The sequence below is a fragment of the Mycobacterium sp. 663a-19 genome, from assembly GCF_035616495.1.
Classification (GTDB): Bacteria; Actinomycetota; Actinomycetes; order Mycobacteriales; family Mycobacteriaceae; genus Mycobacterium.
Genome location: NZ_JAPJAV010000008.1, coordinates 86,640 through 101,139, shown reverse-complemented (window position 1 = coordinate 101,139; position 14,500 = coordinate 86,640). Strand labels below are relative to the sequence as shown.

Genomic DNA, 14,500 nt, shown 5'->3' with positions numbered 1-14,500 from the left:
GCGCCGACGGTAGAGCAGATCGCGCCGCCGGTCGCGGCACCGCCACCTCGTGCACAACAGCCGCTGTCCCCGCGACAGCCGGCGGCACCCGCGCCACAACCCGAGGCGCCCGCGCCACAACCCGAGGCGCCCGCGCCACAACCCGAGGCGCCTCCGCCGCCTTCCCCGCCGCCGCCGCGGGGTCATGTCCAGCTCGCACCGTGAGCCAAGAACGCTGTAAGTTATTGCGGCACAACATGACTCTCAGGCCGGCGCGACGAAACCCACCGGTCCCGACGCGATGCACAACGAGAGCGCGGCGGTGTTGGCGCGCACGGTGATCGCGTCCCCGGCGCCCGGCAGCCGGGCGAAGACGCGGTTGAGCCCCGGATGCACCGGAACCTTGACGTCGGGCCCCTGCGTGAGCGACAGCGTCATCGACCCGTCGCTGTTGGCCAGGTAGTTCAGCTCGACGGTCCAGTCGGCGGGCAGCAGCGGCCCGTCGAGGATCAGGCGCGCCGGCCGGTCGGGCTGGGCGAAATAGCCGCACCGCGGCATCGGCCCGACCACGATGGTCCGCACCCAGGTCACCCGCGCGCCGATCAGCCGGCCCGAGCTGTCCAGCATGCGCAATTGCGTTGTCGCCGCCGCGAATTCGGGCCGGTCGCGCAACAGCGCGAACATGTGCCTGGCCAGGTTCTCCGGCGCGGCGACGCGTTGCAGCACCAGCGGATCGACCTCCTGGTCCAGCAGCGGCGCGTCGGAGGCCGCGCGCGCGGCGGCCAGGCCGGCCCGGGCGTTTTGCAGGTACGGCTGGGCGGGGTTGTCGCGCCAGCTGGTCAGAAACGTCGCCGTCGAGTACAGGCTGCTGGTCACGAACAGCCCCGCCAAACTCGTCACCGCGACCGCGCGCGGCCGCGACGCGTCCAGCCACCGCGGCGCGCGCCCGGTCCGGTTCGGGGCGCACAATGCGACCGCGGCCAGCAGCGCCAGCACGACGACGAGATCCGGCAGATACCGCAGGGTCTGGGCGAGCTCCAGCGCGGTCTGCCGCGACGACCGCATCAGGTAGATCGGTATCTGGCAGGCGACGGCGTAACCGGCGGCGGTCAACCACACAGGCCCGACGCGCTGCTTGCGCAGCAGCGACACCGCGAGCAGCCCGGCCAGCACCAGCCAGCCCAGCGCCATCACCAGCGGCGGTGGCGTGGCCCACGGCGAGGCCGGGGCCCAGCGGTCCCAGTGCCACGGCCCGCCGGCCAGCCCCGGCACGATTCCGTGCGTGACCGATCGGGACAGCAGGTCCCCCGTCATCGCGAGGTCGGAACTCCAGCGGCGCTGGTTGACCACCGCCAGATACAGCGCGACCCAGCCGAGGGTCAGGATCAGCGACGGAACCCACAACCGCAGCCCGGCCCGCCACACCGTGCGCACCGCCGCCGGATCGCCCCGCACATGGCACAGCAGGGCGGCCACCGCGAACGCCACGAACGGGATCACCGCGGACTTCTCGAAAAACAGCAGCCCGCCGAGGTAGACCAGCGCGCCGGTCACCGCGTAGCGCGGGCTGCCGGTGCGGACCAGCAGGACCGCGTCGGCGCACACCCAGGCCAGCGCCGCCAGCATCGGCAGCGAGTTCAGCGCCGCCGCCCACCACGCGAACCCGGGCACGCCCAGCGGCGTGAACAGCGCGAAGGTCAGCGGGATCAGCAGCACCCGGCGCGGGCCGAGGATGACGTACAGCGCGCGCAACAGGGCCAGCGACGCCAGCAGCTGCAGCACCACCAGGCTGATCGCCGGCCACGTCCAGTCCAGCGGCGCCAGCCGGGTGATCGCGCCGCCGAGCAGGAAGGCGGCCGGCATGACGTGGCCGTCGTGATCGTCGAACAGGTACGACGGCGACAGCAGATTGTGGGTGCCCGCCTTCCCGACGAGAATCAGGTCGTCCCAATAGAAGTAGCCGCCGAACGCCAGCACACCGCGGACCGCCAGCTGCACCGCGATCAGCGCGGCCGCCGCCACCCATATGTATGGTGGGCCGGTGCGCGCACTGGTTACCGGGGCAGCCGGATTCATCGGCTCGACGCTAGTCGACCGTCTACTGGCCGACGGCCACGCGGTGGTGGGGCTGGACAACTTCGCCACCGGCCGCGCGACCAACCTCGAGCACCTCGCCGGCAACCCGTCGCACCAGTTCGTCGAGGCGGACATCGTGACCGCCGACCTGAACGCCATCCTCGACGAGCACCGGCCCGAGGTGGTGTTCCACCTGGCGGCGCAGATCGACGTGCGGCACTCGGTGGCCGACCCGCAGTTCGACTGCTCGGTCAACGTCGTCGGCACGGTGCGGCTGGCCGAGGCGGCGCGGCTGAGCGGGGTGCGCAAGATCGTGCACACCTCGTCGGGGGGATCCATCTACGGCACCCCGACGCAGTACCCCACCCCCGAGACGGTGCCCACCGATCCGGCGTCGCCCTACGCCGCGGGCAAGGTGGCCGGGGAGATCTACCTGAACACCTTTCGCAATCTCTACGGCCTGGACTGCTCGCACATCGCGCCGGCCAACGTCTACGGCCCGCGGCAGGACCCGCACGGAGAGGCGGGCGTGGTGGCGATCTTCGCCCAGGCGCTGCTGTCGGGCAAGCCCACCAAGGTGTTCGGCGACGGCGGCAAGACCCGCGACTACGTGTTCGTCGACGACGTGGTGGCCGCCTTCGTCAAGGCCTCCGGCGACGCGGGAGGCGGGCAGCGCTTCAACGTCGGCACCGGCGTCGAAACCTCGGACCGCCAACTGCATTCGGCGGTGGCCGCAGCCGTCGGGGGCCCCGACGACCCCGAGTTCGTTCCGGATCGCCTGGGCGACCTGAGGCGATCCTGCCTCGACATCGGTTTGGCCGAAAGGGTTTTGGGCTGGAGCCCGCGGGTGCGGCTGGACGACGGCATCCGTCGCACGGTCGACTACTTCCGGCACGCGCACACGGCCTAGCGGGTTAACCCTCCTCGGGTGCCTGCGCCCCCTGCAGCGCCATTGCCCGGGCCAGCCGCGCATAGCGCAACTCCAGGTCCTTGAACCGCATGTAGGTGCTCAGCGTGGTGAAGCTGAAGGCCATGATCAGCGCGTAGAGCATCAGGTCGGTCCCGCGGCGCACCCCGAACCAGTGCGCGACCACCGTGGTGTCGTCGGGCCGCAGCACCGCGTAGATACCGCCGAGCACGAACAGGATGTAGCCGACCTTCACCCACGCCCGGGATCGCGCGTTGCGGCGCGACCGAAGCAGGTAGACCAGCAGCGCGACGATCGACGAGATCAGCAGCACCTGAATCCAGTTCATCTTTCGGTCCTTTTCATCTCGGAATCCTGCCCCGCAACAACCCGTCGAAGATGATGTTGACGCCGTTGAGCAGCGGCTGCCCCTTCGACTTCGAGTATTCGGTGTAGAGCACCTCGACCGGCAGTTCGGCCACGCGCCAATGGTTTTCGACGATCAGCATGACGAACTCGTTAGCATGGCTCATGCCGCTCATGGTGAGGTTCAGCCCGTCGGCCACCTTCTTGTTGAACACCCGCAGCCCGTTGTTGGTATCGGTCAGGCCGAGGCGGCGACCGCGGCGGCTCAGCCGCGCCGCGGTGCGCAGCACGATCCGCTTGACGAGCGGCGGCCGGCTGCCGTGCGGCGCGGCGAACCGCGTCCCGATGACGACGTCGACGTCGCCGGCGCACAGCCGCTCGACCATCGCCGCCACATCCTTGACGCGATGCTGGCCGTCGGCGTCGAACGTGGCGAAAACCCGTGCGCCGGGCTGCTTGCGCGCGTACTCGACGCCGGTCTGGATGGCCGCCCCCTGCCCCAGGTTGATCGGATGGCGCACCAGATGGGCCCCCGCCCGCCGCGCGATCTCGCCGGTGCCGTCGGTGCTGCCGTCGTCCACGCACACGACGTGGTCGAAGACCGAGCGCACATCGGCTATCACCTCACCGATGACGGCGGCCTCGTTGAAGGCGGGGATGACGATCCACACGCCGGGGTAATGCTTTTCAGTAACCATTAGGCTCACCAGGCTAGCCAGGATCAGCCGGTTGAGCGCCCGGCGCGCCCCAGCGCCACCAGATGGACGCCGATTCCCACCAGCGGGCCACACAGCAGGCCGACCACGGTGCGGGTCTGAAGCGGCAGCGGCAACGCCAGCAGCAGCCCCGCCGCCACCGTCGCGCCGACCCAGCCCAGCGAGTACGCCCGATGCAGCGCCGCCGCCACGGTGGCCGCGCCGGTGAGCGTCAGCATCGCGATCGCCACGGCGGCCCCGGTCAGCCACGCCAGCAGCGCGCCGCCGGCGTCGTACTGCGGCCCGAACGCCACCCGCAGCAGCCACGGACCCACGACACCCGCGGCCAGCACCCCGACCGCGCCGATGCCCCCGACGATCGCCGCCGGCGCCACCAGCGCCCGCAGCCGGTCGGTGCGCTCGTCGACGAAATGGGCGATGAGGTTGCCCTGCATCGCGGTCAGCGGCACCAGCAGCGGCGCCCGGGTCAGCGTCACCGCCAGGATGATCACTCCGCCTTGCGCCCCAAGCTGATTCGAGGTCAGCTTCAGCAGCACCGGAAAGCCCATCACCAGGATCGCGCTGGCGCCGGCCGCGGTGATCGAATGGGCGGCGCCCCGCAGGAACGTCGCGGTGCTGCCGGGCGCCATCATGCGCGCCGTCGCGCGCGCGGCGGGCGACGCCACCAGCATGATCAGCCACGCCACCGCGCCGGCGACGGTGGCCCACAGGAATCCGCGCAGCCCCCACCCGGCCACGAACGCCGCCGCGGCGACCGCGACCCGGATGACCGCGTCGGTCACCATCAGCGCCCCGTAGTGGGTCCACTGGTCGGTGCCGGCCAGCATGCCCAGCAGGGTGGCGTGCAGGCAGAAACAGGCCAGCCCGACGCTCAGCAGCAGCACCGACAACCAGCGCGCCTCGGCGAACACGCGGCCGCCCCACAGCGGCGAGCTGCCCGCGATCACGACGGCGGCCCCCAGCCCGACGAGCGCGGCGACGCGCACCGGATGGATGCGCGCCCCGCCGTCACCGGGCAGCACGTCGACGTAGCGCGTCGAGCGGATCTCCCGGGTGGTTTCCTGCAGCAGGCCGCTGGTGGCGCCGGACACCAGCCCGAACGCCCCCCAGAACACCCCGAAGACCGAGAAGCCGCTCGGAGCCAGGTCACGAGCGGCCAGGTAGACCACCGCGTAGCCGCACAACGCGGTCAGCACGGTGGCGGCGCCGACCCGGGCCACGCTGCCACGCGCGATCGGTCCGGCCCCGGTGGAGGCTTGGGTACCGCCGACCTCGGGCATCGCCACAATCTGAAAATAGTAAGTGCGTCGATGCCGCCGGGCGGCGGCGTTCGGCTTCGCTAAGGTGGGCGCCTGTCAGGAAGGACACATGGCCGCCTTTCGCATCTTCGGCTTCTCGCTGTTGCTGACCGCGGCGGCCCTTGCGCTCGGGTACGCGCACGGCGGGCCGAACGCCCTGTTTCTGTTGCTGGTCCTGGCGATGCTCGAGGTGTCGCTGTCGTTCGACAACGCGATCATCAACGCCGCCGTCCTGAAGCGGATGAGCTCGTTCTGGCGACAGATGTTCCTGACGCTGGGCATCCTGATCGCCGTCTTCGGCATGCGCCTGGTGTTCCCGCTGCTCATCGTCTGGGCGACCGCGGGCATCGACCCGGTGCGGGCGATGGAGCTGGCGCTTCATCCGCCGCCGCGCGGCGCGCTGGAGTTTCCCGACGGCTCGCCCAGCTACGAGAAGCTGATCATCGCGGCCCACCCGCAGATCGCGGCCTTCGGTGGGGCGTTCCTACTGATGCTGTTCCTGGATTTCGTCTTTCACGACCGAGACATCAAGTGGCTCAAGTGGATTGAAATCCCGTTCGCCCGCATCGGTCGGCTCGGGCAGGTGTCGGTGGTGGTGACCGGCGTCGCGCTGGTCCTCGCCGGCACGCTGCTGACCCACTCCGCCGACGAGCGCGCGACGGTGCTGACGGCCGGGCTGCTGGGCCTGGTCACCTATCTCGTCGTCAACGGTTTGAGCCGGGCGTTCCGGCCGTCGCGCATCGACGCCACGGACGCCGCGCCGGGCACGGCGACTGGCAGGGCCGGGCTGATGCTGTTCCTGTACCTCGAGGTGCTCGACGCGGCGTTCTCCTTCGACGGCGTCACCGGCGCGTTCGCGATCACGTCGGACCCGATCGTGATCGCGCTCGGTCTCGGGGTGGTGGGCTCGATGTTCGTCCGGTCCATCACCATCTACCTGGTCCACCAGGAGACGCTGGACCGCTACGTCTACCTGGAGCACGGCGCGCACTGGGCGATCGGCGCGCTGGCCGTGATCATGCTGTTTTCCATCGAGCCGCGCTTTCAGATCCCCGAGGTCTTCACCGCGTCGGTGGGCGTGGTCTTCATCGGTGCGGCCCTGGGGTGGAGCGTGCTGCGCAACCGGCGCGCCGCCAGGGCCGCCCGCCTGAACCCCTGAACGGCTGAGCCGCTGCATCCTTCAATGCGCTTGCCGAGCGTCCTCAAAATGCCGGCTTGGACGGTGTTTCGGTGTACATATGAGCGCGCTCGCGGATCTAGAAACGGCTACGCCTCGATCTGCCCGGCGACGCGGCTCTCGATGGCGGCCCGCGCCGGGGCCGGCAGCACGATCAGGCCGTCGAGCTCCTTGCTCGCCCGCGCGTAGGCGTTCTGCCGCTCCTCACGCGTGGCCGCCTCATCCTGCGCCAGGACCAGCAGGTGCTGGGCGCGCGCCAGCCGTTGCTGTTCGTCCTCGGAGAAGTCGCTGCGGCGGCGGCGGATCGCCTCGGCCTCGGCGATCTCGAACGCGCTGATGTACTCGTGCACCGCGTCGCGGTATTCCAGCTGCGCGTCCCGATCGCCGACCAGGTCCTCGGGCCGTTCCGGCCGCAGCAGGTCCGCGCGCCGCTTGGCCTTGTGGAACGCGATCGTCAGCGGGGCCCGCATGTCGGTCATCATCGGGAAGTCGAGAAGTTTGGCGACGTCGACCTCGTATTCCAGCCACCGCGCGTCGGTACGGTCATGTGCCGCAATGACTTTGGCGAGCTCGCGGCGGTAGCTTTCCTCGTTGTGGCGCGACCGGCCGGACGCCTCGGCCGCCGCGATCTTGGCCTGCTGCTTGAGCCGGTACCGCTCCAGCCGGCGATCGGCGCGGCGCTCGCTGGCGGCGGCGATCGCCCGCAGGCCCCCGCCGATCGCGCCGCCCAGCGGGAAGACCAGCCACCAGAAGTTCGCGGCGAAATGCAGAACCGGCGTCACATGGCCAGGATGCCACCGCGAACGGGCGCCGTGCGGCTCAGTGCGCTCAGTGCCCCTTAGTGATCGGAGGCCTTGAACCGCTCCACCGAGCGCTGCACCTCGGCCTCCGCCTCGGCGCGCCCGACCCAGTTGGCCGTCTTGACGAACTTGCCCGGCTCGAGCGCTTTGTACTGGGAGAAGAAGTGCTTGATCACGTCCAGTTCGAAGGACGGAACGTCCCCGATGTCCTGGATCTGATCCCACCGGTGGTCGCCGGCCGGAACGCACAGCACCTTGTCGTCGCCGCCGGCCTCGTCGGTCATCTGGAACATTCCGACCGGACGCGCCGCCACCGTCACGCCCGGGAACAGCGGCTCCGGCAGCAGCACCATCGCGTCGAGCGGGTCGCCGTCCTCGCCGAGGGTGTCCTCGATGAAGCCGTAATCGGTCGGATAGGCCATCGACGTGTAGAGGTAGCGGTCCAGACGCACCCGTCCCGTCTCGTGGTCGACCTCGTACTTGTTGCGCTGGCCCTTCGGGATCTCGATGATCACGTCGAATTGCACCGTCTCGGCTCCTTGCGTCTGGGTAGGTCAGTGCGTTGCGGATCCACCCTAGTCGAGCGGATTGCGGCCGATTCGGCAGAATGGGACCAGACAGTCAGGAGAGTGATGGGTCCTACTCGCTGGCGGAAATCCACCCCCGTGCTCGTTGGGTTGGCCGTGCTGGCGTTCGTTGCCGCCGTGGTGGCGGCGGCGACGTTCTTCACCACGGGTGGGCACGGCAGCAGCGGCGCCCGGGTGCCCGTGCCGCCCCCGCGGCCGCCGATCGTTAAGCCGGGAATGGTCCCGGTCAGCGACACCGCCGAGACGCCCAGCCCCCCCGGGGTGGCGGCGGCGCTGGCGCCGGTCGCGGCCGACCCCAACCTGGGCAGGCTGGGCGGCCGCATCACCGACGCCATGACCGGCAAGGAGCTGTGGCAGGTGGCCGACGACGTGCCGCTGGTGCCGGCGTCGACCAACAAGATCCTCACGGCCGCCGCGGCGCTGCTGACGCTGGATCGTCAGGCCCGGATCAGCACCCGGGTGGTCGCCGGCGGCCCGAACGCGCAGGGACCCATCGTGCTGGTGGGCGCCGGGGACCCGACGCTGTCGGCGGCGCCGCCGGACGTCCCCACCTGGTACCGCGGCTCGCCGCGCATCGCCGACCTCGTCGAGCAGGTCCGTCGCAGCGGCGTGACCCCGACGGCCGTGCAGGTGGACAACTCGGCGTTCACCGGTCCGACGATGGCGCAGGGCTGGGATCCGGCGGACGTCGACAACGGTGACATCGCGCCCATCGAGTCGGTGATGATCGACGCCGGGCGCATCCAGCCCAGCACGGTCAATTCCCGGCGGTCGCGGACCCCGGCGCTGGACGCCGGGCGGGAGCTGGCCAAGGCCCTCGGCCTGGATCCCGGCGCGGTGACGACGGGCTCGGCGCCGTCCGGGGCACGGCAGCTGGCCGTGGTGCAGTCCGCGCCGCTGATCGAGCGGCTGTCGTTGATGATGGACCACTCCGACAACGTGCTGGCCGAATGCATCGGCCGCGAGGTGGCGGCCGCGATCAACCGGCCGCGCAGCTTCGCCGGCGCGGTCGACGCGATCACCAACCGGTTGAGCACCGCCCACATCGACACCACCGGCGCCGCCCTGATGGACGCCAGCGGGCTTTCGGTCGACGACCGGTTGACCGCCAAGACGCTCGACGGCACCGTGCAGGCGGCCGCGGGCCCGGACCAGCCGGCGCTGCGGGCGCTGCTGGATCTGCTTCCCATCGCCGGCGGCAGCGGCACGCTGGCCGACCGTTTCCTCGACACGGCCACCAACCAGGGCCCGGCCGGCTGGCTGCGGGCCAAGACCGGCTCGCTGACCGCCATCAACGCCCTGGCCGGGGTGCTCACCGACCGCAGCGGTCGGGTGCTCACCTTCGCGTTCCTGTCCAACAACGCCGGCCCCAACGGCCGCAACGTGATGGACGCGCTGGCCGGCAAGCTGTGGACCTGCGGGTGCGCATGAGCCCACCGTCTGAGTTGACGCTCGGGACCGCCGTCGACTGGCGGTTCGCCGCCACCGTCGGTGTCCGGCTGGCCCGGCCGGGCCCGCCGTCCAGCGAATACACCCGCCGCCAGGCGATCGACGAGCTCACCGGCGCGGCCGCCAAAGCCGAACCGCCGGTGCGCGACGTCACCGGCCTGGTCACCGACGGCGTGGTGCCGGCGGCGCGCATCGTCGACCGCCCGGAGTGGGTGCGGGCGGCGGCCGAGTCGATGCGGGTGATGACGAACGGGAGCGAGCAGCCGCGGGGGTTTCTCACCGGCCGGATCACCGGGGCGCAGACGGGCGCGGTGCTGGCGTTCGTGTCGTCCGGGATCCTCGGCCAGTACGACCCGTTCGCGGCCGCCAAGCAGGGCGGCCTGCTGCTGGTGTACCCGAACGTCATCGCCGTCGAGCGCCAGCTGCAGGTCGAGCCCTCCGACTTCCGGCTGTGGGTGTGCCTGCACGAGGTGACCCACCGGGTGCAGTTCACCGCCAACCCGTGGCTGGCCGAATACATGACGCGGGCGCTGGCGCTGCTGACCCGGGACCCCGGCGAGGACATCGCGCAGGTGGCCGGCCGGCTCGCCGACTTCGTCCGCAACCGGGCCGCCGGGGATCCCGACCCGAACTCGTCGGGCATCCTCGGCCTGGTGCGCGCCGTCCAGTCCGAGGCGCAGCGCCAGGCCCTGGATCAGCTGCTGGTGCTCGGCACCCTGCTGGAGGGCCACGCCGAACACGTGATGGACGCTGTCGGACCGATGGTGGTGCCGTCGGTGGCCACCATCCGCCGCCGGTTCGACGAGCGTCGCCGTCGCAAGCAACCGCCGTTGCAACGGCTGCTGCGCGCCCTGCTGGGCATCGACGCCAAACTCAGCCAGTACGCGCGCGGCAAGGCGTTCGTCGACCATGTGGTGGGCGCGGTGGGAATGGACCGGTTCAACGCCGTCTGGTCGGGCCCCGAGACGCTGCCGCTGCCCGCCGAAGTCGAAGACCCCCAGCGATGGATCGACAGGGTGCTGTAGGGCAGCTGCGCGCTGCCGTCGAGGCGTTCGCCAAGGCCTATCCGGTCGCCGGGGACCGATGGGGCGTGGCGCTGTCCGGCGGTCCGGACTCGCTGGCGCTGACCGCCGTCGCGGCCCGGCTGCGGCCCACCACCGCGCTGGTGGTGGACCACGGCCTGCAGCCCGGTTCGGCCGCCGTCGCCGAAACCGCCCGGGCGCAGGCCGTTTCGCTGGGATGCGTTGACGCACAGGTGATTTGCGTGCGCGTGGGCAACGACGGCGGTCCCGAGGCGGCCGCGCGCGCCGCCCGTTACGCCGCGCTGGCGGCCTACCGCGAGGGGCCGGTGCTGTTGGCCCACACGCTCGACGACCAGGCCGAGACGGTGCTGCTGGGCCTTGGCCGCGGATCGGGGCCGCGCTCGATCGCCGGCATGCGTCCCTACGATCCGCCGTGGTGCCGGCCGCTGCTGGGGGTGCGGCGGGCCGTGACGCACGCCGCCTGCGCGGAGCTGGGGCTGACCGCGTGGCAGGATCCGCACAACAGCGAGCGGCGCTTCACCCGGACCCGGCTGCGCCTGGAGGTGCTGCCGCTGCTGGAGGACGTGCTGGGCGGCGGGGTGGCCGAGGCGCTGGCCCGCACCGCGACGGCGCTGCGCGCGGACACCGACTTGATCGACGCCCTTGCCGCGCAGGCGCTGCCCGGGGTGAAGACGGGCGCCGGGCTGCAGGCCGCGGCGCTGGCCGCGCTGCCGGACCCGGTTCGCCGCCGGGTGATCCGGGGCTGGCTGCTGGCCGGCGGCGCAACGGGGCTCACGGACAAGCAGATCCGCGGCGTGGACGCCCTCGTCACCGCCTGGCGGGGGCAGGGCGGGGTGGCGGTCGGGTCCCCGTCGCGCGGTGAGCGGTTGTTCGCGGGACGGCACGACGGCGTCCTGACGTTGCGGCGCGAGCCTGTGTAAAACGGGGGCTTGCGTTGGTTGTTCGCCCGCCGGCGTGGCACGCTGTGGGCGTGGCCCAGATCTCCTCGGCGATCACCCCCGCGCAGCCGGTAGACCTGTACCCGGGGGACATCAAGTCCGTGCTGCTCACCCGGGAGCAGATTCAGGCCCGCACCCTCGAGCTCGGAGAGCAGATCGGCAACGACTACCGCGACGTCGTCGCCGAGACCGGCCAGGATCTGCTGTTGATCACCGTGCTCAAGGGCGCCGTGATCTTCGTCACCGATCTGGCCCGCGTGATCCCGGTGCCGACGCAGTTCGAATTCATGGCCGTCAGCTCCTACGGCACCTCGACGTCGTCGTCGGGCGTGGTGCGGATCCTCAAGGACCTGGACCGCGACATCAACGATCGCGACGTGCTGATCGTCGAGGACGTCGTCGACTCGGGCCTGACCCTGTCCTGGCTGTCGCGCAACCTCAGCACCCGGCATCCGCGCTCGCTCCGCGTGTGCACGCTGCTGCGCAAGCCCGACGCGATGCACGCCAACGTCGACATCGCCTACGTCGGCTTCGACATTCCCAACGAGTTCGTGGTGGGCTACGGCCTGGACTACGACGAGCGCTACCGCGACCTGTCGTACATCGGGACGCTGGATCCCCGCGTCTACCAGTAGGGCCTCAGTCGAGTTCCCACGCCGCGGTCACCGAGAAGCTGACCGTCTGCTGGCCCGGCTCCAGCGGGACGGCGGCCATGCTGCGCGGCGGCGCCGGCGGCGGTCCCCCGGGTGTGCCGCCGGTCGCTTCGGAGATGGACAGCACCCTGCCCAGCCGCAGCCCGGACAGCTGGGCGTACTGGTCGGCGCGGTTCTTGGCGTCGTTGAAAGCCCTTGCGCGAGCGTCCTTTACCAGCTGCGAGTCGTCGGCGATGGAGTAGCTGACCGAGCTGATCCGGGTGGCGTCGCCGCCGGTGTTCACGACCACGGCCAGCAGCCGTGACGCGGCGTCGGTCGGGTGGATCTTGACCCGGATCGCGTTGGTGGCACGGTAGCCGGTGATGGTCGCGCTGCCACCGCTGTATTGGGGCTCCAGGGTGACCTCGGTGGTGCTGATGTCCTTGCGGTCGACGCCGGCGCCGACGAGCGCGTTGATGACTGCATGCTGACGGTCGTTGGTCTGGTTCATCGCGGTGGTGACGTCGGGCGCGGTGAACTCGATGCCGACCCCGGCGGTCAGGGTGTCCGGGACGCCTTGAACCTGGCCCGATCCCACAACGGTCACCTGACGTGGATTTGTGCCCGGTGCGGGCGCGGCGCTGTGCTCATCGCACGCCGACAGCGCGGCGACGGCCAATCCGGCGACGGCCACGACGATCGACCGGCGAACAAATTTCGGGGCGCTTCTTGCGATCGACATGAGTGGCACCCTAACCGCTCCGCGGCGACGATGGGCGACAACCGGCAAAGCATAGCGCGGATCGTGGCGATAACCCCGAAATTCATATCCAACTCTAAACATATTGGTTTCCAACAAATTTCATGCCATCACCAAATTGTCGCAGGACATTCGCCCAGGTGAATGAACAGTTTTCTACCCCGTAATGAATAGGCATTGCGGCGGCCGCATTTCCGCTAGGCCTGTCCTAACGTATCGAATCAAGTGAAAGCTGTTGAAGTGAAATGCTTTTGAGGAGAAGCCATGTCTTTTGTGCTCGCGCAACCCGAGATGCTGGCCGCGGCCGCCGCGGAGCTGAACGCCATCAACGCCGCGGTGGTCGCCGGAAATGCGGCCGCGGCGGCGCCCACGATCGGGGTGGTCCCCGCCGCCGCCGACGTGGTGTCGACGCTGACCGCCGCGCAGTTCGCCTCGCACGCACGGAGTTACCAGGAGATCAGCGCCCAGGCGGCGAGGGTCCGCGAGCAGTTGGCGGCCGCGCTCGGCCTCAGCTCCGGTTCGTATGCGGCCACTGAGGCCGCCAACGCCGGCGCGGTCGTCTGAGCGAGCGGCCGCGATGCTGGATTTCGCGCAGTTGCCGCCGGAGATCAACTCGGCGCTGATGTATTCGGGACCCGGCCCGGGGCCGCTGCTCGCCGCCGCGGCGGCCTGGGACGGGCTGGCCGCCGAGCTGCGAACCACCGCGTCGGCCTACGGGTCGCTGCTCACCGGCCTGACCGACGGGCCCTGGCGCGGTCCGGCCGCGGCGTCCATGGTGGCCGCGGCCGCGCCCCACGTGGCATGGCTGAGCGACACCGCCGGCCAGGCCGAACGGGCCGCCGGCCAGGCCGCAATGGCGGTCGGCGCCTACGAGGCGGCGTTCGCGGCGACGGTGCCGCCGCCGGAGATCGCGGCCAACCGGGCGCTGTTGACGGCGTTGCTCGCGACGAACTTCCTTGGCCAGAACACCGCGGCGATCGCGGCCACCGAGGCGCATTACGCCGAGATGTGGGCCCAGGACGCGGCCGCGATGTACGGCTATGCCGGTGCGTCGGCCGCGGCGTCGGCGCTGCCGCCGTTCAGCCCGGCGGCGTCGATCACCAACCCGACCGGGCTGGCCGGCCAGGCCGCCGCGGTGGTTCAGGCGGCCGGCGGCTCGGCAGGCGCGCAGGGGCCGCAGGCGATTCCGGCCGCGCTGCTGGGCCTGGCCGGGTTGACGAACTCGTCCGCATTGAATCTAGGCGACGGCATCGTCGTGGACGGGTTCCTCGGCGACGTGCTGGAGGGCCTGACCGGTTCGGCAACCTTGGATGGCAGCACGCCGTTCGACGCGTTCATCCGGCTCGTCTCGCCCACCCGCCTGTTCACCACCACGTTCAAGGACATCCAGGGCGTCGCCCAGGGGATGATGCCGCAGGCCGCGAAGGCGGCCGAGGGCGCCGCCAAGGCCGTCGAGGCGTTGCCGCGCGCCGTTTCCGGTGCCACCGGGGCTATGGGCGGTGCAGCCGGAGCGGCGGGGACGGTCGGCAGGGCGGCGTCCGTCGGGGGGCTGTCGGTTCCGGCGTCGTGGGCCGGCGCGGCCCCCGCGGCAAGCCCAGCCGTGACGCTCAACGGCCTCGGGGCCGCCGCGGCCGCCCAACCCGCCACCAACGCGATGGGTGGCGTCCCGGTGGCGGGCGCCGGGGGTGGACGGGGCCTGGCCCACTTTCCGCCTCCCCGTTACGGATTCAAGCCGACCGTCATGGCGCAGCCGCCCGTCGGGGGTTGACGAA

General features: G+C 71.1%; 15 protein-coding genes. 8 read left to right on the top strand and 7 right to left on the bottom strand.

Translation table 11 applies throughout. The features are described from left to right. Nucleotides 1-243: 243 nt before the first annotated feature. Complete coding sequence (locus OQ968_RS15715) at nucleotides 244-2,055, bottom strand: hypothetical protein (protein ID WP_324679443.1); 1,812 nt, start codon at nucleotides 2,053-2,055, stop codon at nucleotides 244-246. On the opposite strand from OQ968_RS15715, the gene OQ968_RS15710 reads away from it, so the two are divergent. Continuing rightward, nucleotides 2,021-2,965 (top strand): NAD-dependent epimerase/dehydratase family protein, encoded by a 945-nt coding sequence (locus OQ968_RS15710; RefSeq protein WP_324679441.1) that lies wholly within the window; start codon nucleotides 2,021-2,023, stop codon nucleotides 2,963-2,965. The two genes, OQ968_RS15715 and OQ968_RS15710, sit on opposite strands and share 35 nt — an antisense overlap. Nucleotides 2,966-2,969: 4 nt before the next feature. Here the strand turns inward: OQ968_RS15710 and OQ968_RS15705 are convergent, their stop codons facing one another. From OQ968_RS15705 to OQ968_RS15695, 3 genes are read right to left on the bottom strand one after another with little or no spacing between them, the layout of a single operon-like run. Continuing rightward, on the bottom strand, nucleotides 2,970-3,311 hold the full coding sequence (locus OQ968_RS15705; protein WP_324679440.1) for a DUF2304 domain-containing protein: 342 nt from the start codon (nucleotides 3,309-3,311) through the stop codon (nucleotides 2,970-2,972). A 13-nt stretch (nucleotides 3,312-3,324) separates the two neighbouring features. Then, nucleotides 3,325-4,038: a glycosyltransferase family 2 protein gene (locus tag OQ968_RS15700; RefSeq protein ID WP_420715934.1), complete on the bottom strand. Its 714-nt coding sequence runs from the start codon at nucleotides 4,036-4,038 to the stop codon at nucleotides 3,325-3,327. Nucleotides 4,039-4,049: 11 nt separating this feature from the next. After that, entirely contained in the window at nucleotides 4,050-5,324 is a 1,275-nt protein-coding gene (locus tag OQ968_RS15695; protein ID WP_324679436.1) for a hypothetical protein, read from the bottom strand. 88 nt (nucleotides 5,325-5,412) lie between these two features. Here OQ968_RS15695 and OQ968_RS15690 point away from each other — a divergent pair, with 88 nt between their 5' ends. Then, nucleotides 5,413-6,501: a DUF475 domain-containing protein gene (locus OQ968_RS15690; RefSeq protein WP_324679434.1), complete on the top strand. Its 1,089-nt coding sequence runs from the start codon at nucleotides 5,413-5,415 to the stop codon at nucleotides 6,499-6,501. Nucleotides 6,502-6,608: 107 nt separating this feature from the next. Here OQ968_RS15690 and OQ968_RS15685 read toward each other — a convergent pair whose 3' ends face one another. Together OQ968_RS15685 and OQ968_RS15680 are read right to left on the bottom strand one after the other, a co-directional pair. Next, nucleotides 6,609-7,301: a hypothetical protein gene (locus OQ968_RS15685; protein ID WP_324679432.1), complete on the bottom strand. Its 693-nt coding sequence runs from the start codon at nucleotides 7,299-7,301 to the stop codon at nucleotides 6,609-6,611. 56 nt (nucleotides 7,302-7,357) lie between these two features. Continuing rightward, nucleotides 7,358-7,846, bottom strand: a complete 489-nt coding sequence (locus tag OQ968_RS15680) for an inorganic diphosphatase (RefSeq protein WP_324679430.1) — start codon at nucleotides 7,844-7,846, stop codon at nucleotides 7,358-7,360. A gap of 105 nt (nucleotides 7,847-7,951) precedes the next feature. Here OQ968_RS15680 and dacB point away from each other — a divergent pair, with 105 nt between their 5' ends. From dacB to hpt, 4 genes are read left to right on the top strand one after another with little or no spacing between them, the layout of a single operon-like run. Beyond that, complete coding sequence (gene dacB, locus OQ968_RS15675) at nucleotides 7,952-9,337, top strand: D-alanyl-D-alanine carboxypeptidase/D-alanyl-D-alanine-endopeptidase (RefSeq protein WP_324679429.1); 1,386 nt, start codon at nucleotides 7,952-7,954, stop codon at nucleotides 9,335-9,337. Next, nucleotides 9,334-10,380, top strand: coding sequence for a zinc-dependent metalloprotease (locus tag OQ968_RS15670; protein ID WP_324679427.1), 1,047 nt, complete (start codon nucleotides 9,334-9,336; stop codon nucleotides 10,378-10,380). The genes dacB and OQ968_RS15670 overlap by 4 nt, the downstream gene beginning before the upstream one ends. Continuing rightward, nucleotides 10,359-11,318, top strand: coding sequence for a tRNA lysidine(34) synthetase TilS (gene tilS / locus OQ968_RS15665; protein WP_324679425.1), 960 nt, complete (start codon nucleotides 10,359-10,361; stop codon nucleotides 11,316-11,318). The genes OQ968_RS15670 and tilS overlap by 22 nt, the downstream gene beginning before the upstream one ends. A gap of 44 nt (nucleotides 11,319-11,362) precedes the next feature. After that, the gene (hpt, locus tag OQ968_RS15660; RefSeq protein ID WP_324679423.1) at nucleotides 11,363-11,971 is read left to right on the top strand and encodes a hypoxanthine phosphoribosyltransferase; all 609 of its coding nucleotides are present in this window, start codon (nucleotides 11,363-11,365) and stop codon (nucleotides 11,969-11,971) included. 4 nt (nucleotides 11,972-11,975) lie between these two features. Here hpt and OQ968_RS15655 read toward each other — a convergent pair whose 3' ends face one another. After that, nucleotides 11,976-12,710: an SIMPL domain-containing protein gene (locus OQ968_RS15655; RefSeq protein WP_324679421.1), complete on the bottom strand. Its 735-nt coding sequence runs from the start codon at nucleotides 12,708-12,710 to the stop codon at nucleotides 11,976-11,978. A gap of 282 nt (nucleotides 12,711-12,992) precedes the next feature. Between OQ968_RS15655 and OQ968_RS15650 the strand changes: the two genes are divergently transcribed. Continuing rightward, nucleotides 12,993-13,292, top strand: coding sequence for a PE family protein (locus tag OQ968_RS15650; protein ID WP_324679419.1), 300 nt, complete (start codon nucleotides 12,993-12,995; stop codon nucleotides 13,290-13,292). 13 nt (nucleotides 13,293-13,305) lie between these two features. Continuing rightward, nucleotides 13,306-14,496 (top strand): PPE family protein, encoded by a 1,191-nt coding sequence (locus OQ968_RS15645; RefSeq protein WP_324679417.1) that lies wholly within the window; start codon nucleotides 13,306-13,308, stop codon nucleotides 14,494-14,496. Nucleotides 14,497-14,500: the final 4 nt, after the last annotated feature.